The organism is Pseudomonas sp. zfem002 (assembly GCF_032621685.1).
Classification (GTDB): Bacteria; Pseudomonadota; Gammaproteobacteria; order Pseudomonadales; family Pseudomonadaceae; genus Aquipseudomonas; species Aquipseudomonas japonica.
In genome coordinates this window covers 10,818-32,948 of record NZ_JAVYJH010000007.1, presented here as the reverse complement: position 1 = coordinate 32,948, position 22,131 = coordinate 10,818, and the positions used below count along the sequence as shown (strand labels likewise).

At 61.5% G+C, this 22,131-nt stretch carries 1 protein-coding gene; it reads left to right on the top strand.

Translation table 11 applies throughout. The annotated features are described in order from the left end of the window. The first annotated feature begins 146 nt into the window (after nt 1-146). Nucleotides 147-21,971, top strand: a complete 21,825-nt coding sequence (locus RTI28_RS10625) for a retention module-containing protein (protein WP_316920408.1) — start codon at nt 147-149, stop codon at nt 21,969-21,971. Nucleotides 21,972-22,131 lie beyond the last annotated feature (160 nt).

The following is a 22,131-nucleotide window of genomic DNA, read 5'->3' as shown; positions in this document are numbered from 1 at the left end:
TTGACAAAAAAGAAAAACAAATCGGCATACGCCACAAAATTGACATAAATCAATATTTCAGTCGCCTTGCGAAACATTCCAGGCAGATAGCGGCACAGCCCAATCGCGTATGGAAGCCACATAGAACGGATAGTTCGGAGAGTGTCATGAGCAGTGTCGTCGCCATCGTCAAACGTGTTGTTGGCCAGGTTGTCGCCGTTTCCCCGGAAGGCATTCAACGAGTACTCATCGAAGGTGATCGCCTGTTCACCGGCGACCAGGTTCTGACAGGGCTGGCGGGCGCCGTCACCCTGGAACTCGCCGATGGCCGCACCATCGACCTGGGCCGTGAGAGCCAGTGGAGCGCCGACGCGCCGACCTCTACCACCAACCTGGAAGAGGCCACTGCCCAGACCGCGCCTTCCGTCGAGGAGCTGCAGAAGGCCATCGCCGCCGGCGCCGACCCGACCAAAGACCTCGAAGCGACCGCCGCGGGCCCGCAATCCGAAGGCAGCGGCGCGCCAGGTGGCGGGCACAGTGTGGTGATGCTGGATGCGACGGCTGCGGTGGTGGCGCCCACGATCGGGTATGAAACCGAAGGGCTGAATTTTGCGGCCAATCTGGACGGTCAGTTCACAGGGGCTGTGGACACGACGACCAATACACTGGCGGTTACGGCCACCAACCTTCTCTCCCTTACTGCCACGCTAAACACTGCTGAAAATGGCCTCATCACCTACACAGCGAGCCTGACATCGCCATACAGCGGTACGTCCTCACTGAGAGTGACGCTGTCCAACGGCTTGCCCATCTTGATCCTTCCCGGAAACACCAGTGGCTCCGTGTCGGTCGCTGTACCGAATGACGTGTACGTAAACGCCACACAGATCAGTACATCCATCGTCAGCGCAGTTCCATCCTCGAATCTGGCCATCAACACGACCCCAGTCGTGACCAGCATTGCCGATTCGATCGACACCACAACGGTCAGCCTGACGGCCACCGGCGGCTACGAGGAAGGAGGTATCGTCACCTATACCGCCTCCATCGGTTCGCCGGTGACCAGCACACCGGTGCTCATCAACCTGTCCAACGGACAGACCATCACCATTCCAGTGGGCGGCACCAGCGGGTCGGTGAACTTCACCATACCGGACACCCCATACAGCCTCTCCACGTTCAGTACATCGATCACGGCTTTGTCCGGTGGCAACTTCGAACGTCTGGTCGCGGATCCTGCTCCCGCTGTAACGCCCATATTCGGGAGCATCATCACCCCCACCACCGTCAGCCTTGACGCCAGCCCGAGCGTCGGCGAGAACGGGGTGATCACCTATACCGCCAGCATTACCGCGCCGGTGACGGAACAGCCGGTTGTCGTTGTCCTGAGCAACGGGCTGACCATCACCATTCCAGTAGGGGCCTCCACCGGCAGCGTGCAGCTCGCCATACCGAATGACGTCTACAAAGGTCCTTCGGAAATCAGCACCTTCATCACCGGAGCCACCGGTGGCAATTACGAACGTCTGGAAATCAATTTCACGCAGGCGGTGACCACCCTCACCGACACCATCGACACCACCACCGTCAGCCTGACCGCCAACGCCAATGCGGCCGAGAACGGCGTCATCACCTACACCGCCAGCGTCACCGCGCCGGTAACCGATGCGCCCGTCGTCGTCACCCTGTCCAACGGACAGACGATCATCATCCCGGTGGGCGCCTCTACCAGCAGCGTGCAGTTCACCGCACCGAACGACGTGTATAACGGCGCCACTCCGGTCAGCACCACCATCACCAACGTCACCGGTGGCAACTTCGAGAGCCTGGTGGTCAATCCGACTCCGGCAGTGACTACCGTCACCGACACCGTCGACACCACCACCGTGAGCCTCTTCGCCAGCGCCAACGCCACCGAGCTTGGCCTGATCAACTATTTCGCCACCGTCACTTCGCCAGTGACGGGTACGCCCGTAATCATCACCCTGTCAAACGGCCAGACCATCACCATTCCTGTGGGTGAAAACCTTGGGCGGACCTACACCTTCGCAGCGAATGACGTCTACAACGGTGCTCCAACGCCAACGGTCAGCACCACCATTACCAATGTCACCGGCGGCAACTTCGAGAATCTGGTAGCCAACCCGGCCCCAGCGGTGACGATCGTCACCGACTGGACAAACATCACCGAGCTCTCCCTGACCGCCACCGAGAACGTCGTCGAAGGCGGCAGCATCGTCTATACCGCGACCCTGACCAATCCAGCGGGTACGCCGGTCACCGTGACCCTGTCCAACGGCGCGACCATCGTCATTGCCGCCAACCAGACCAGCAGCAGCGTCACCGTCTCGGCACCGCAGGACACCGTGTATGTGGACGGCGGCAACCTCAGCGTGAGCGTGACCGGGGCCAGCGGTGGCAACTTCGAGAGCCTGGAGATCATCGACACACCGGCCGTGACCACGGTCACCGATACCCTCGACACCTCGACCGTCACCTTGACCGCCACGCCGAGCGTGACCGAGGGTGGCGTGGTCACCTACACCGCGTCGGTGACCGCACAGGTCACTGGTACTCCAGTGACCGTGACCCTGAGCAACGGCCAGACCATCGTCATCCCGGTCGGCCAGAGCGCCGCCTCGGTGGACTTCACCGCGCCGAACAACGTGCTGGCGACCAACCCGACACTCACCAACAGCATCACCGGGGTCAGTGGCGGCAACTATGAAAACCTGGTCGCCAACAACGGCACGGTGACCACCTCTGTCGCCGATGATCCAGCGCGTCTGGACAGCACCGGCCTGACCCTGACTGCCACCGGCAATGTCCAGGAAGGCGGCGAGATCATCTATACCGCGCGGGTCACCAATCCGACTGGCAGCGAACTGAAAGTCACCTTGAGCAATGGTGAGACCATCACCATTGGCAAGGGCCAGACCGAAGGCTCGATCACCGTTCCGGCTCCGCAGAACACCGTGTATGTCGATGGCGGCAACGTCAGCGTCACCATCACCGGCACCACGGGTGGCGACTTCGAGAAGCTCGAAACCAGCTCGACACCTGCAGTAACTGCCGTCTCTGACTCAGTCGACACCAGCACCGTCACTCTGACCGCCACCCCAAGTGCAGTCGAAGGTGGCGTCGTTACCTACACCGCCAGCGTCACTGCTCCGGTCACCGGTACTGCCCTGGTCATTTCGTTGGCTAACGGTCAATCGATCACTATCCCGGTGAACGCCACCAGCGCCTCGGTGGACTTCATTGCCCCGAACAACGTGCTGAATACCAACACGCCGCTGACCAACAGCATCACCGGCGTGACCGGCGGCAACTACGAGCACCTGGAAACCGCCGGCACCCCGACCACCGTCGTGACCGACGATCCAGCCCGTCTGGACGCCACTGGCCTGACCCTGACTGCTACCGGCAACGTCCAGGAAGGCGGCGAAATCATCTACACCGCACGGGTTACCAATCCGACTGGCAGCGAACTGAAAGTCACCTTGAGCAATGGTGAGACCATCACCATTGGCAAAGGCCAGACCGAAGGGTCGATCACTGTTCCGGCTCCGCAAAACACCGTGTATGTCGATGGCGGCAATGTCAGCGTCACCATCACCGGCACCACCGGCGGCGACTTCGAGAAGCTGGAAACCAGCTCGACGCCTGCAGTGACGGCCGTCTCTGATTCGGTCGATACCAGCACGGTGACTCTCACCGCCACGCCAAGCGCGGTCGAAGGCGGCGTCGTTACCTACACCGCCAGCGTCACCGCTCCGGTCACCGGCACGGCGCTGGTTATTTCGTTGGCCAACGGTCAGTCGATCACCATTCCAGTGAACGCCACCAGTGCCTCGGTGGACTTCATTGCCCCGAACAACGTGTTGAACACCAATACCCCGCTGACCAACAGCATCACTGGCGCCACGGGCGGGAACTACGAACACCTGGAAACTGCGGGGACTCCGACCACCGTCGTGACCGATGATCCGGCGCGTCTGGACACCACCGGCCTCACCCTCTCCGCCACCGGCAATGTCCAGGAAGGCGGCGAAATCATCTATACCGCGCGGGTTACCAACCCGACTGGCAGCGAACTGAAGGTCACTCTGAGCAATGGTGAGACCATCACCATTGGCAAAGGCCAGACCGAAGGGTCGATCACCGTTCCGGCTCCGCAGAACACTGTGTATGTGGACGGCGACAACGTCAGCGTGACCATCACCGGCACCACGGGCGGCGATTTCGAGAAGCTGGAAACCAGCTCGACGCCTGCCGTAACGGCCGTCTCTGATTCGGTCGACACCAGCACCGTCACCCTGACGGCCACGCCGAGTGCTGTTGAAGGCGGCGTGGTCACCTACACCGCCAGCGTCACTGCTCCGGTAACCGGCACGGCGCTGGTTATTTCGTTGGCCAACGGCCAATCGATCACTATTCCAGTGAACGCCACCAGCGCCTCGGTCGACTTCATCGCGCCGAATAACGTGCTCAACACCAATACCCCGCTGACCAACAGCATCACTGGGGTGACTGGCGGCAACTACGAACACCTGGAAACCGCAGGCACGCCGACCACCGTCGTGACCGATGATCCAGCCCGTCTGGACGCCACCGGCCTGACCCTGACGGCTACCGGCAACGTCCAGGAAGGCGGCGAAATCATCTATACCGCGCGGGTTACCAACCCGACTGGCACCGAACTGAAAGTCACCCTGAGCAATGGTGAAACCATCACCATCGGCAAGGGCCAGACCGAAGGGTCGATCACCGTGCCTGCGCCACAGAACACCGTGTACGTTGATGGCGACAATGTCAGCGTGACCATCACCGGCACCACTGGCGGCGATTTCGAGAAGCTCGAAACCAGTTCGACTCCAGCTGTGACCGCGGTTAGCGACAGCGTTGATACTTCGACTGTCACGCTGACTGCTACTCCAAGTGCCGTCGAAGGCGGCGTCGTCACTTACACCGCGTCAGTGACTGCTCCAGTGACCGGTACTGCTCTGGTCATTTCGTTGGCCAACGGTCAGTCGATCACCATCCCGGTCAACGCCACCAGTGCCTCGGTCGATTTCATCGCACCGAACAATGTGCTCAACACCAACACCCCGCTGACCAACAGCATCACCGGCGTGACCGGTGGCAACTACGAACACCTGGAAACCGCCGGTACGCCGACCACTGTCGTCACCGACGATCCAGCGCGTCTGGACACCACTGGCCTGACCCTGACTGCCACCAGCAACGTTCAGGAAGGCGGCGAGATCATCTACACCGCTCGGGTCACCAACCCAACCGGTACCGAACTGAAGGTCACCCTCAGCAACGGTGAGACCATCACTATCGGCAAGGGCCAGACTGAAGGCAGCATTACTGTTCCTGCGCCACAGAACACCGTGTACGTCGATGGCGACAATGTCAGCGTGACCATCACCGGCACCACGGGCGGCGATTTCGAGAAGCTCGAAACCAGTCCGACACCAGCCGTGACTGCCGTCTCTGATTCGGTCGATACCAGCACCGTCACCCTGACCGCCACGCCAAGTGCAGTCGAAGGCGGCGTGGTCACCTACACCGCGTCTGTGACCGCTCCAGTAACCGGCACTGCTTTGGTTATTTCGTTGGCCAACGGCCAGTCGATCACTATCCCGGTCAACGCCACCAGCGCTTCGGTGGACTTCATCGCACCGAACAACGTGTTGAACACCAACACGCCGCTGGCCAACAGCATCACCGGCGTGACCGGTGGCAACTACGAACATCTGGAAACCGCCGGCACGCCGACCACTGTCGTCACCGACGATCCAGCGCGTCTGGACGCCACCGGCCTGACCCTGACTGCCACCGGCAACGTCCAGGAAGGCGGCGAGATCATCTATACCGCACGGGTTACCAACCCGACCGGCACCGAACTGAAAGTCACCCTGAGCAATGGTGAGACCATCACCATCGGCAAGGGCCAGACCGAAGGTTCGATCACTGTCCCGGCGCCGCAGAACACCGTGTACGTCGATGGCGACAATGTCAGCGTGACCATCACCGGCACCACGGGTGGTGACTTCGAGAAGCTGGAAACCAGTTCGACACCAGCCGTGACTGCCGTCTCTGATTCGGTCGATACCAGCACGGTGACTCTCACCGCCACGCCAAGCGCGGTCGAAGGCGGCGTCGTCACCTACACCGCTTCGGTTTCAGCCCCAGTCACTGGCTCGAATCTGGTCATCAGTCTGGCCAATGGTCAGAGCATCACGATTCTCGTCAATCAGAGTTCCGGTTCGATTGATTTCATCGCACCGAACAACGTGCTCAACACCAACACCCCGCTGACCAACAGCATCACTGGGGTGACTGGCGGCAACTACGAACACCTGGAAACCGCAGGCACGCCGACCACCGTCGTGACCGATGATCCAGCCCGTCTGGACACCACCGGCCTGACCCTGACGGCTACCGGCAACGTCCAGGAAGGCGGCGAAATCATCTACACCGCTCGGGTCACCAACCCAACCGGTACCGAGATGAAAGTCACCCTCAGCAACGGTGAAACCATCACCATCGGCAAAGGCCAGACTGAAGGCTCGATCACCGTTCCGGCTCCACAGAACACTGTGTATGTGGACGGCGACAACGTCAGCGTCACTATAACCGGCACCACGGGCGGCGATTTCGAGAAGCTGGAAACCAGCTCGACGCCTGCCGTAACGGCCGTTTCTGATTCGGTCGACACCAGCACCGTGACCCTGACGGCCACGCCAAGTGCGGTTGAAGGTGGCGTCGTCACCTACACCGCTAGCGTCACCGCTCCGGTCACCGGCACCGCCCTGGTCATTTCGTTGGCCAACGGTCAGTCGATCACCATCCCGGTGAATGCCACCAGCGCCTCGGTTGACTTCATCGCACCGAACAATGTGCTCAACACCAATACCCCGCTGACCAACAGCATCACTGGGGTGACTGGCGGCAACTACGAACACCTGGAAACTGCCGGTACGCCGACCACTGTCGTCACCGACGATCCAGCGCGTCTGGACACCACTGGCCTGACCCTCTCCGCTACTGGCAACGTGCAGGAAGGCGGAGAGATCATCTACACCGCGCGGGTGACCAACCCAACCGGTACCGAACTGAAAGTCACCCTGAGCAATGGTGAAACCATCACCATCGGCAAGGGCCAGACTGAAGCTTCGATCACTGTGCCTGCGCCACAGAACACCGTGTACGTCGATGGCGACAATGTCAGCGTGACCATCACCGGCACCACCGGCGGCGACTTCGAGAAGCTCGAAACCAGTTCGACACCAGCCGTGACTGCCGTTTCTGATTCGGTTGATACGTCGACCGTCACTCTGACCGCGACCCCAAGTGCAGTCGAAGGTGGCGTCGTCACTTACACCGCCAGCGTCACAGCTCCGGTAACCGGCACCGCCCTGATTGTTTCGTTGGCCAACGGCCAATCGATCACCATTCCAGTGAATGCCACCAGCGCTTCGGTTGACTTCATCGCACCGAACAACGTGTTGAACACCAACACTGCTCTGACCAACAGCATCACCGGCGTGACCGGTGGCAACTACGAACATCTGGAAACAGCCGGCACCCCGACCACTGTCGTCACCGACGATCCAGCGCGTCTGGACACCACTGGCCTGACCCTGACTGCCACTGGCAATGTCCAGGAAGGCGGAGAGATCATCTACACCGCGCGGGTGACCAACCCAACCGGTACCGAACTGAAGGTCACCTTGAGCAACGGTGAGACCATCACCATTGGCAAAGGCCAGACCGAAGGCTCGATCACTGTTCCTGCTCCGCAGAACACTGTGTACATCGATGGCGACAACGTCAGCGTGACCATCACCGGCACCACTGGCGGCGACTTCGAGAAGCTCGAAACCAGTTCGACACCAGCCGTGACTGCCGTTTCTGATTCGGTTGATACGTCAACCGTCACCCTGACTGCGACTCCAAGCGCGGTCGAAGGCGGCGTCGTCACCTACACCGCCAGCGTCACCGCTCCGGTCACCGGCACAGCCCTGGTCATCAGCCTGGCCAATGGCCAATCGATCACCATTCCAGTGAATGCCACCAGCGCTTCGGTTGACTTCATCGCACCGAACAACGTGTTGAACACCAACACTGCTCTGACCAACAGCATCACTGGCGTCACGGGTGGCAACTACGAGCGCCTGGAAACTGCCGGGACTCCGACCACCGTCGTGACCGACGATCCAGCGCGTCTGGACACCACCGGCCTGACCCTCTCTGCCACCGGCAATGTCCAGGAAGGCGGCGAGATCATCTATACCGCGCGGGTCACCAATCCGACCGGTACCGAACTGAAGGTCACCCTGAGCAATGGTGAAACCATCACCATCGGCAAAGGACAGACCGAAGGTTCGATTACCGTTCCGGCTCCGCAGAACACCGTCTATATCGACGGTGGCAACGTGAGCGTGACCATCACCGGTACCACGGGCGGGGACTTCGAGAAACTCGAAACCAGCTCCACTCCGGCGGTTACTGCAGTTAGCGACAGCGTGGATACTTCGACTGTCACTCTGACCGCGACGCCGAGCGCAGTCGAAGGCGGAGTGGTGATCTACACCGCCAGCGTCACTGCACCGGTTACCGGTACGGCACTGGTGATCTCTCTGGCTAATGGTCAATCGATCACCATTCCAGTGAACGCCACCAGTGCCTCGGTGGACTTCATTGCCCCGAACAACGTGCTGAATACCAACACGCCGCTGACCAACAGCATCACCGGCGTGACCGGCGGCAACTACGAACACCTGGAAACTGCCGGTACGCCGACCACTGTCGTCACCGACGATCCAGCGCGTCTGGACACCACTGGCCTGACCCTCTCCGCTACTGGCAACGTGCAGGAAGGCGGCGAAATCATCTACACCGCTCGGGTCACCAACCCAACCGGTACCGAGCTGAAAGTCACCCTGAGCAATGGTGAGACCATCACCATCGGCAAGGGCCAGACCGAAGGTTCGATCACCGTGCCTGCGCCACAGAACACCGTGTACGTCGATGGCGACAATGTCAGCGTGACCATTACTGGTACCACTGGCGGCGACTTCGAGAAGCTGGAAACCAGCTCGACTCCAGCTGTCACTGCGGTAAGTGATTCGGTCGATACCAGCACCGTCACCCTGACTGCCACCCCGAGCGCCGTTGAAGGTGGTGTCGTTACTTACACCGCTTCGGTTTCAGCTCCAGTCACTGGCTCGAATCTGGTCATCAGCCTGGCCAATGGTCAGAGCATCACGATTCTCGTCAATCAGAGCTCCGGTTCGATCGACTTCATCGCACCGAACAATGTGCTCAACACCAATACCCCGTTGAGCAACAGCATCACTGGGGTGACGGGTGGGAACTACGAGCACCTGGAAACTGCCGGGACTCCGACCACCGTCGTGACCGACGATCCAGCGCGTCTGGACACCACTGGCCTGACCCTCTCCGCTACCAGCAACGTCCAGGAAGGCGGCGAGATCATCTACACCGCTCGGGTTACCAATCCGACTGGCACCGAACTGAAGGTCACCCTGAGCAACGGTGAGACCATCACAATTGGCAAAGGCCAGACCGAAGGCTCGATCACCGTTCCTGCTCCGCAGAACACCGTCTATGTGGACGGCGACAGCGTCAGCGTGACTATTACTGGCACCACCGGTGGCGACTTCGAGAAGCTGGAAACTAGCTCCACTCCAGCTGTCACTGCGGTTAGCGACAGTGTTGATACTTCGACTGTCACCCTGATCGCCACCCCGAGCGCCGTTGAAGGTGGCGTCGTCACTTACACCGCCAGCGTCACCGCTCCGGTGACCGGCTCGGCTCTGGTGATTTCGTTAGCTAACGGCCAATCGATCACTATTCCGGTGAACGCCACCAGCGCTTCTGTGGATTTCATCGCACCGAACAATGTGCTCAACACCAATACCCCGTTGACCAACAGCATCACTGGGGTGACTGGCGGCAACTACGAGCACCTGGAAACCGCCGGTACGCCGACCACCGTCGTGACCGACGATCCAGCGCGTCTGGACGCCACTGGCCTGACCCTGACGGCTACCGGCAACGTCCAGGAAGGCGGCGAAATCATCTACACCGCACGGGTTACCAACCCGACTGGCAGCGAACTGAAAGTCACCCTGAGCAATGGTGAAACCATCACCATCGGCAAGGGCCAGACTGAAGCTTCGATCACCGTGCCTGCGCCAAAGAACACCGTGTACGTCGATGGCGACAATGTCAGCGTGACCATCACCGGCACCACTGGCGGCGATTTCGAGAAGCTCGAAACCAGTTCGACTCCAGCTGTGACCGCGGTTAGCGACAGCGTTGATACTTCGACTGTCACGCTGACTGCTACTCCAAGTGCCGTCGAAGGCGGCGTCGTCACTTACACCGCGTCAGTGACTGCTCCAGTGACCGGTACTGCTCTGGTCATTTCGTTGGCCAACGGTCAGTCGATCACCATCCCGGTGAATGCCACCAGTGCCTCGGTCGATTTCATCGCACCGAACAATGTGCTCAACACCAACACCCCGCTGACCAACAGCATCACCGGCGTGACCGGTGGCAACTACGAACACCTGGAAACCGCCGGTACGCCGACCACTGTCGTCACCGACGATCCAGCGCGTCTGGACACCACTGGCCTGACCCTGACTGCCACCAGCAACGTTCAGGAAGGCGGCGAGATCATCTACACCGCTCGGGTCACCAACCCGACTGGCAGCGAACTGAAAGTCACCCTGAGCAATGGTGAAACCATCACCATCGGCAAGGGCCAGACCGAAGGTTCGATCACCGTGCCTGCGCCACAGAACACCGTGTACGTCGATGGCGACAATGTCAGCGTGACCATTACTGGTACCACTGGCGGCGACTTCGAGAAGCTGGAAACCAGCTCGACTCCAGCTGTCACTGCGGTAAGTGATTCGGTTGATACCTCGACTGTCACGCTGACCGCAACGCCAAGTGCGGTTGAGGGCGGCGTGGTCACCTATACCGCGTCTGTGACCGCTCCAGTAACCGGCACTGCTTTGGTTATTTCGTTGGCTAACGGTCAATCAATCACCATCCCGGTCAACGCCACCAGCGCTTCGGTCGATTTCATCGCACCGAACAACGTGTTGAACACCAACACCCCGCTGACCAATAGCATCACTGGAGTGACTGGCGGCAACTACGAACACCTGGAAACCGCCGGCACCCCGACCACCGTCGTGACCGACGATCCAGCCCGCCTGGACACCACCGGCCTGACCCTCTCCGCCACCGGCAACGTGCAGGAGGGCGGCGAGATCATCTACACCGCTCGGGTCACCAACCCAACTGGCACCGAGCTGAAAGTCACCCTGAGCAATGGTGAGACCATCACCATCGGTAAGGGCCAGACTGAAGGCTCGATCACTGTTCCTGCTCCGCAGAACACTGTGTACATCGATGGCGACAACGTCAGCGTCACTATCACCGGCACCACCGGTGGCGACTTCGAGAAGCTGGAAACCAGCTCGACTCCTGCAGTAACTGCGGTTAGCGACAGTGTTGATACTTCGACTGTCACTCTGACTGCGACTCCAAGTGCCGTTGAAGGCGGCGTCGTCACCTACACCGCTTCGGTTTCGGCTCCAGTCACTGGCTCGAATCTGGTCATCAGTCTGGCCAATGGTCAGAGCATCACGATCCTCGTCAATCAGAGCTCCGGTTCGATCGACTTCATCGCGCCGAATAACGTGCTGAACACCAACACCCCGCTGACCAACAGCATCACTGGTGTGATCGGCGGCAACTACGAACATCTGGAAACTGCCGGTACGCCGACTACCGTCGTGACCGACGATCCAGCACGCCTGGACACCACCGGCCTGACCCTCTCCGCCACCGGCAACGTCCAGGAAGGCGGCGAAATCATCTACACCGCACGGGTCACCAACCCAACCGGTACCGAGATGAAAGTCACTCTGAGCAACGGTGAAACCATCACCATTGGCAAGGGCCAGACCGAAGGTTCGATCACTGTTCCGGCCCCGCAGAACACCGTGTATGTCGACGGTGACAACGTCAGCGTGACCATCACCGGCACCACCGGTGGCGACTTCGAGAAGCTGGAAACGAGCACTACTCCAGCCGTTACTGCAGTTAGCGACAGTGTTGATACTTCGACCGTCACCCTGACCGCCACGCCAAGTGCCGTTGAAGGTGGTGTGGTCACCTACACCGCATCGGTGACTGCTCCAGTGACCGGTACTGCACTGGTCATCAGCCTGGCCAATGGCCAATCGATCACTATCCCAGTGAACGCCACCAGCGCCTCGGTGGATTTCATTGCCCCAAACAACGTGTTGAACACCAATACGCCGCTGACCAACAGCATCACTGGCGTGACCGGTGGCAACTACGAACACCTGGAAACCGCCGGCACCCCGACCACCGTCGTGAACGACGATCCAGCGCGCCTGGACACCACCGGCCTGACCCTGACTGCCACTGGCAACGTCCAGGAAGGCGGCGAAATCATCTATACCGCGCGGGTCACCAACCCAACTGGCACCGAACTGAAGGTCACTCTGAGCAATGGTGAGACCATCACCATTGGCAAGGGCCAGACCGAAGGCTCGATCACTGTCCCGGCGCCGCAGAACACTGTGTATGTGGACGGCGACAACGTCAGCGTCACTATCACCGGCACCACCGGTGGCGACTTCGAGAAGCTGGAAACCAGCTCGACTCCAGCCGTAACGGCCGTTTCTGATTCGGTCGATACCAGCACGGTGACTCTCACCGCCACGCCAAGCGCGGTTGAAGGCGGCGTCGTTACTTACACCGCCAGCGTCACTGCGCCGGTAACCGGCACGGCGCTGGTTATTTCGTTGGCCAACGGCCAATCGATCACCATTCCAGTGAACGCCACCAGTGCTTCGGTGGACTTCATTGCCCCGAACAACGTGCTGAACACCAACACGCCGTTGACCAACAGCATCACCGGCGTGACCGGCGGCAACTACGAGCACCTGGAAACCGCCGGGACGCCGACTACCGTCGTGACCGACGATCCCACTCGTCTGGACACTACTGGCCTGACCCTCTCCGCCACCGGCAACGTTCAGGAGGGCGGCGAAATCATCTACACCGCCCGGGTCACCAACCCAACCGGTACCGAACTGAAGGTCACCCTCAGCAATGGTGAAACCATCACCATCGGCAAAGGCCAGACCGAAGGGTCGATTACGGTCCCTGCTCCGCAGAACACCGTATATGTGGACGGCGACAATGTCAGCGTGACCATCACTGGCACCACTGGCGGCGATTTCGAGAAACTCGAAACCAGTTCGACTCCAGCCGTTACTGCAGTTAGCGACAGCGTTGACACTTCAACCGTCACCCTGACCGCCACCCCAAGCGCCATTGAAGGTGGTGTCGTTACTTACACCGCTTCGGTTTCGGCGCCAGTCACTGGCTCGAATCTGGTCATCAGTCTGGCCAATGGTCAGAGCATCACGATTCTCGTCAATCAGAGTTCCGGTTCGATTGATTTCATCGCACCGAACAACGTACTCAACACCAACACCCCGCTGACCAACAGCATCACCGGCGTGACCGGTGGCAACTACGAACACCTGGAAACCGCCGGCACCCCGACCACTGTCGTCACCGACGATCCAGCGCGTCTGGACACCACTGGCCTGACCCTGACGGCTACCGGCAACGTCCAGGAAGGCGGCGAAATCATCTACACCGCACGGGTTACCAACCCGACTGGCAGCGAACTGAAAGTCACCCTGAGCAATGGTGAAACCATCACCATCGGCAAGGGCCAGACCGAAGGCTCGATCACGGTCCCTGCTCCGCAGAACACCGTGTACGTCGATGGCGACAATGTCAGCGTGACCATTACTGGTACCACTGGCGGCGACTTCGAGAAGTTAGAAACCAGCTCGACTCCGGCTGTCACTGCGGTTAGCGACAGCGTTGACACTTCAACCGTCACTCTGACCGCTACGCCAAGCGCAGTCGAAGGTGGCGTAGTGACCTATACCGCTAGCGTCACCGCGCCGGTCACCGGTACTGCCCTGGTTGTTTCGTTGGCCAACGGTCAGTCGATCACTATTCCAGTGAACGCCACCAGCGCTTCGGTGGACTTCATCGCACCGAACAACGTGCTGAACACCAATACCCCGCTGACCAACAGCATCACCGGCGTAACCGGCGGCAACTACGAGTACCTGGAAACAGCGGGGACTCCGACCACTGTCGTGACTGATGATCCAGCGCGTCTGGACACCACTGGCCTGACTCTCTCCGCCACCGGTAACGTTCAGGAAGGCGGAGAGATCATCTACACCGCTCGGGTTACCAATCCGACTGGCACCGAACTGAAGGTCACCCTGAGCAACGGTGAGACCATCACCATTGGCAAAGGCCAGACCGAAGGCTCGATCACCGTTCCAGCGCCGCAGAACACCGTGTATGTGGACGGCGGGAACGTCAGCGTGACCATTACCGGCACCACCGGTGGCGACTTCGAGAAGCTCGAAACCAGTTCCACTCCTGCAGTAACTGCGGTTAGCGACAGTGTTGATACTTCGACTGTCACTCTGACTGCGACTCCAAGTGCCGTTGAAGGCGGTGTCGTCACCTACACCGCCTCGGTTTCGGCTCCAGTCACTGGCTCGAATCTGGTCATCAGCCTGGCCAATGGTCAGAGCATCACGATCCTCGTCAATCAGAGCTCCGGCTCGATCGACTTCATCGCACCGAATAACGTGCTCAACACCAACACACCGCTGACCAACAGCATCACTGGGGTGACTGGCGGCAACTACGAACACCTGGAAACCGCCGGCACCCCGACCACCGTCGTGACCGACGATCCAGCCCGCCTGGACACCACCGGCCTGACCCTCTCCGCCACCGGCAACGTGCAGGAGGGCGGCGAGATCATCTACACCGCTCGGGTCACCAACCCAACTGGCACCGAGCTGAAAGTCACCCTGAGCAATGGTGAGACCATCACCATCGGCAAGGGCCAGACCGAAGGGTCGATCACCGTTCCAGCGCCGCAGAACACCGTGTATGTGGACGGCGGGAACGTCAGCGTGACCATCACCGGCACCACCGGCGGTGACTTCGAGAACCTGGAAACCAGCTCGACGCCAGCCGTAACGGCCGTTTCTGATTCGGTCGACACCAGCACCGTCACCCTGACTGCCACGCCAAGCGCAGTCGAAGGCGGCGTAGTCACCTACACCGCCAGCGTCACCGCGCCGGTAACCGGCACGGCGCTGGTTATTTCGTTGGCCAACGGTCAGTCGATCACCATTCCAGTGAACGCCACCAGTGCCTCGGTCGATTTCATTGCCCCGAACAACGTGTTGAACACCAACACCCCGCTGACCAACAGCATCACCGGCGTCACGGGCGGCAACTACGAGCACCTGGAAACCGCGGGTACGCCGACCACTGTCGTCACCGACGATCCAGCGCGTCTGGACACCACTGGCCTGACCCTCTCCGCCACCGGTAACGTTCAGGAAGGCGGCGAAATCATCTACACCGCTCGGGTCACCAACCCGACTGGCAGCGAACTGAAAGTCACCCTGAGCAATGGTGAAACCATCACCATCGGCAAGGGCCAGACCGAAGGTTCGATCACCGTGCCTGCGCCACAGAACACCGTGTACGTCGATGGCGACAATGTCAGCGTGACCATTACTGGTACCACTGGCGGCGACTTCGAGAAGTTAGAAACCAGCTCGACTCCAGCTGTCACTGCGGTAAGTGATTCGGTTGATACCTCGACTGTCACGCTGACCGCAACGCCAAGTGCGGTTGAGGGCGGCGTGGTCACCTATACCGCGTCTGTGACCGCTCCAGTAACCGGCACTGCTTTGGTTATTTCGTTGGCTAACGGCCAGTCGATCACCATCCCGGTCAACGCCACCAGTGCCTCGGTGGACTTCATCGCACCGAACAACGTGTTGAACACCAACACCCCGTTGACCAACAGCATCACCGGCGTGACCGGCGGCAACTACGAACACCTGGAAACCGCCGGCACCCCGACCACCGTCGTGACCGATGATCCGGCGCGTCTGGACGCCACAGGCCTCACCCTCTCCGCCACCGGCAATGTCCAGGAAGGCGGCGAAATCATCTACACCGCACGGGTTACCAACCCGACTGGCAGCGAACTGAAAGTCACCCTGAGCAATGGTGAAACCATCACCATCGGCAAGGGCCAGACTGAAGGCAGCATTACTGTTCCGGCTCCGCAGAACACCGTCTATGTGGACGGCGGCAACGTCAGTGTGACCATCACCGGCACCACCGGCGGCGATTTCGAGAAGCTCGAAACCAGCTCGACACCAGCCGTGACTGCCATCTCTGATTCGGTCGACACCAGCACCGTAACCCTGACCGCCACCCCAAGCGTGGTCGAGGGCGGCGTGGTTACCTACACCGCCACCGTCAGCGCCCCGGTCACCGTGGCTCCGCTGGTGATTACTCTGGCCAACAACCAGACCATCACCATCGACGTCGGCCAGACCGTCGGCACAGTCAACTTCACCGCGCCAAACAACGTCTACGCCACCAACGCGGCACTGACCAACAGCATCACCAACGTCTCCGGCGGCAACTACGAGAAGCTGGTCACCGCCGGTACCCCGTCCACCACCGTGACGGATAGCCCGAGCAACCTCGACACCACCAACGTCACCCTGACCGCCACCAACAGCGTCCAGGAAGGCGGCCAGATCACCTACACCGCCAAAGTCAGCAACCCGACCGACAGCGCAATGACGGTGAACCTGAGCAACGGCTCCAGCATCACCATCGCCAAGGGCGCGACCGAAGGAACCGTCACCGTCGATGCGCCGCGCAACAGCGTCTACGTAGACGCCGGCAACGTCAGCGCAACCATCACCGGTACCACTGGCGGCAACTTCGAGAAGCTGAATGTCAGCACCACGCCGGCGGTCACTGCCGTAACCGACACCGTCGATACGAGCACCGTAACCCTGACCGCCACCCCAAGCGTGGCCGAGGGTGGCGTGATCACCTACACGGCCACTGTCAGCGCCCCGGTCACCGTGGCTCCGCTGGTGGTCAACCTGGCCAACAACCTGATGATCACCATCGCCATCGGTGCCACCGTCGGCACGGTGACCCTGGTTGCGCCGAACAATGTGTACGCCACCAACTCGTCACTGAGCACCAGCATCAGCAGTGTCAGCGGCGGCAACTACGAGAAGCTGGTCACCGCCGGCACGCCGGTGACCACCGTCACCGACAACCCGGCGAATCTGGACACCACCAACGTCACCCTGACCGCCACCAACAGCGTCAACGAAGGCGGCCAGATCACCTACACCGCCAAGGTCAGCAATCCGACCGGCACGGCGATGACGGTGAACCTGAGCAACGGTTCCAGCATCACCATCGCCAAGGGCGCGACCGAAGGCACCGTCACCGTCGATGCGCCGCGCAACAGCGTCTACGTCGACGCCACCAACGTCAGCGCCACCATCACCGGCACCACCGGCGGTGATTTCGAGAAGGTGAACGTCAGCACCACGCCAGCCGTAACGTCGGTCACCGACACCATCGACACCAGCACCGTGACCCTGACCGCCACGCCAAGCGTGGTCGAGGGCGGCACCGTGGTCTACACCGCCACCGTCAGCTCGGCGGTCACCGTCGCACCGCTGGTGATCACCCTGGCCAACAACCAGACCATCACCATCGCGGTCGGCCAGACCGTGGGCACGGTCAATTTCACTGCGCCGAACAATGTCTACACCGCCAACCCGACGCTGACCAACAGCATCACCGGGGTCAGCGGCGGCAACTACGAGCGACTCGACGCCACCGGCACCACCAGCACCACGGTCAACGACGGCCCGATCGACACCACCAACGTCACCCTGACCGGTACCGCCTCGGTCGCCGAGGGCGGCCAGTACAGCTACACCGCGACCCTGACCAGCCCAGCGGCCTCGCCGGTCACCGTAACCCTGTCCAACGGGCTGACCATCGTCATTCCGAAGGACGCGCTGTCGGCCACAATCTTCGTCAATGCCCCGACCGATACGCCGTACATCGATGCCGGCAGCGTCAGCGCGAAGATCACCGGCGCCAGCGGCGGCGGCTTCGAGAACCTGACCTTCAGCAGCAGCAACGTGATCACCCAGATCACCGACACCGTCACGCCGACCACGGTGAGCATCACCGGCAGCACCTCGGTGGCCGAAGGTGGCACCGCGACCTACACGATCAACCTGAGCAACCCGTCGCAGTCCGCGGTGACAGTGAAACTGAGCTACTCGGGCACCGCCGCCAACGGCAGCGACTACACCGGGGTCACCACCGTGACCATCCCGGCCGGCGCCAGCAAGGTCGACTTCAGCATCCCGACCATCAAGGACGCCGTCACCGAGGGCACCGAGCAGTTCACCGTCAAGGTCGACTCGGCCAGCGGCGGCAACTTCGAGAGCCTGGTGGTCAGCGGTACCGCGGGCAGCGTGACGACGCAGATCTTCGAACCGGCACCGATCCTCGACCTGGACGGCAACAACTCCAGCGGCAAGACCGGCGCGGATTACCAGGTGACCTTCACCGAAGGCCAGCCAGGCACTGGTGTGTCGATCGGCGACGTCGACCTGAGCATCACCGATATCGACAGCACCAACATGACCGGCGCCACCGTCACCCTGACCAACCGCATGGCCGGCGACGCGCTGAACCTGGGCAATAGCGTCAATGGCATCACCATCAACGCCGTCAACACCAACGACAAAGTGGTGCTGACCCTGAGCGGCAATGCGAGCATCGCCGACTACATCCAGCGCCTGAAGAACATCACCTTCATCAACACCAGCGACGATCCGAGCAGCACGCCACGGATCATCACCGTGACGGTGACCGACGGGGTGAATACCTCCAACGTCGCCACCACCACGGTCAACGTGGTGCCGGTGAACGATGCGCCAACAGCTGCCGGCGGCGAGATCACCGGTACCGAGGACACCGACCTGGCCCTGACCTGGACCAGCCTCGGCGTCAGCGACCTGGACAACGCCGCCAGCGCGCTGGGCATCACCATCACCCAACTGCCGGTCAATGGCACCCTGCAGTACAAGGACGGCGCGAGCTGGAAGACCCTCACCGCGGCCGACGCCGGCAAGGTCTTCAGCAAGGCCGATATCGACGCGGGCAACCTCAAGTTCGTGCCACTGGCCAACCAGTCGGGCATCACCGCCAACGGCGGCACCGGCGTGGGCAACCAGCAGGCCGACTACGCGCAGCTCAAGTACAAGCCGTACGACGGCCAGGCGCTGGGCAACGAAGCCACGCTGAAAATCGACATCACCCCGGTCGCCGACAAACCGACCCTGAGCATCGGCAGCAATGCCGTGGCCTCGATCGGCCTGACCAAGGAGATCTACACCGGCCTCTCGGGCCTGGGCACCAACGGCAACGGCGCCGACGCCGCGACCCTGAAGTCGGTGATCGATGCGGCGGCGGGCAAGGCGCAATCCAGTGCCATCGCCACCAACGTGGCGGCGACGGATGTCACCGCGGGCATCGCCTCGAAGACCTCGGGCCTGATGTACATGGAAGCCGGCAGCACCTACAAGTTCACCGGCGTCGGCGATGACAGCCTGGCGGTGGTGGTGGGCGGCCGCGACGTGGCCAGCACCACCTGGGGCGCCGGTGGCCAGCTCAACGGCACCTTCACACCGGCCAAGAGCGGCTACTACACCGTCGAGATCTACCACTACAACCAGGCCGGTCCGGGCAGCTACGACGTCAACGTGTCGGTCAACGGCGCCGCGACCATCGACGTCAGCCAGGTCGGCACCGCGCTGTACCCGACCGCCGCCGCACTGGCCGCGGCCGGGGTGACCGTCGCTGACTTCCACGGCAGCAACGGCAAGGGCTACTACGACGGCTACAAGCTCAACGAGGGCGGCGAGAACGGCACCGTCAAGCTGGTCGGCATCAGCGCGGCGCTGACCGATACCGACGGTTCGGAAACCCTGAGCGTCAAGCTCGGCGGCATTCCGGTCGGCTCGGTGGTCAGCGACAACGCCGGCCACAGCGTCACCGTGGGCAGTACCGCGGTGGATGTCAGCGGCTGGAACCTGAACAACCTCAGCATCAAGCCGCCGGCGTACTACAGCGGCACGTTCAACGTAGCGGTCAGCGCCACCTCGACCGAGACCATCAACGGCAGCTCGGTCTCGACGCCGGACACCATCAAGGTCACCGTCTACGGCGATACCTATGCCCTGGCGACCAACGCCACCGCCGAGAGCGACACCTGGACCGGCACCGACGGCAACGACATCATCGCCGCCGACATCAACGGCCTGCACGTGGTCGCCGGGCAGAGCTACAACCTGGCGTTCATCGTCGACACCTCCGGGAGCATGAAGTCGGACGGCGTGGACGCGGCGCAGAAGGCCCTGCAGTCGGTGTTCACGACCCTGTCCAACAGCGTCCAGGGCGCGTCCTCGGGCACGGTGAACATTCTCCTGGTGGACTTCGCCACCCAGGTCAAATCCACCGTGGCGGTCAACCTGGGCGACAGCGGCGCCCTGCAGACCCTGAAGAACGCCCTGACGGCGATGTCCTCCGGCGGCGGCACCAACTACGAGGACGCCTTCAAGACCACGGCCAACTGGTTCCAGAACCTGGTCACCGCCGGCAACACCGGGAAGAACCAGACGTTCTTCATCACCGACGGCGAGCCGACCTACTACCAGACCGGCGAGCGCGACAACCCGACGCTGGTCAAGGGCTCCGGTTCCAAGGCCGAGATCACCATGGACAGCTACCTGACGTCGATCGGCTACAAGCTCGGCCAGGTGGTCAACGTCAACGTCGACAGCAGCAACAGGCTGACCATCGACAGCAGCGGCAACCTGAACCTGTACAAGAACGGCAGCTACTTCTCGTCACTGAGCGGCACCCTGCACGCCCAGGGCGACGGCACCTACGAGCTGTCGAGCCTGGCCGGCCAGGGCAACTACGCCGACTCCGACACCATCAGCAACTCGAAGAGCGCCTTCGCCGCGCTCAAGGCGCTGTCGCCGACCGTGGAGGCGATCGGTATCAACAGCGGCGTCGACGTCAACGACCTGAAACCGTACGACAGCGATGGCGTGCCGCAGACCAACATCGACCCGAGCAACCTGGCCAACGCCATCCTCGGCCACACCGAAGCGACCCTGCCGGGCAACGACACGGTCAATGCCAACGATGGCAACGACATCGTGTTCGGTGACCTGATCATGTTCTCGACGGTATCGGGCAACGGGGTGGAAGCCCTGCAGAGCTACGTCGCGAAGCAGACCGGGCTGGACGCCAGCGCAGTCGACAGCAAGACCATGCACCAGTACATCACCGAGCATGTCAGCGAGTTCGACGTGTCGCGTACCAGCGATGGCGACGACAAGCTGTATGGCGGCCAGGGCAACGATATCCTCTTCGGCCAGGGCGGCAACGACCTGCTCGACGGCGGTGCCGGCAACGACATGCTGCTCGGTGGCAGCGGCAACGACACCCTGCTCGGTGGCGAGGGCAACGACCTGCTGTTCGGCGGCAAGGGCAACGACACCCTGACCGGCGGCAGTGGCGCCGACACCTTCATCTGGAAGGCCGGCGACACCGGCAACGACATCATCAAGGACTTCAAGGCGGCCGAAGGTGACCGTCTCGACCTGAGCGACCTGCTCCAGGGCGAGAAGGCCAGCACCATCGACAACTACCTGAAGATCACCACGGCGAATGGCGAGTCGACCCTGCAGGTCAGCAGCGAAGGCAAGCTCAACGCCGCGGGCGGTATCGCCAACGCCGACGTGACGATCAAGCTGGAGGGGGTGAACTGGTCCAACACCACGATCAATTCGTTGATCAGCGGTGCCGACCCGACCATCAAGATCGACCACAACAACAGCTGATGACGGGAATCGCGCCAGCCTCTTCGGGGGCTGGTGCGGGTCGTGGTCTTTGCCTGCCGGCCAGCGGCGGCGCATACTCGTGCGCCGCCGGCGCGCAGTGGCTGGTCGATGACTGTAGGAGCGAGCTTGCTCGCGAACGGGCGCGCAAAACTTGATTGCT

Bases quoted from the DNA above. Each gene is read 5' to 3' on its own strand.
- RTI28_RS10625 (WP_316920408.1), top strand. From the start codon at position 147: ATGAGCAGTGTCGTCGCCATCGTCAAACGTGTTGTTGGCCAGGTTGTC.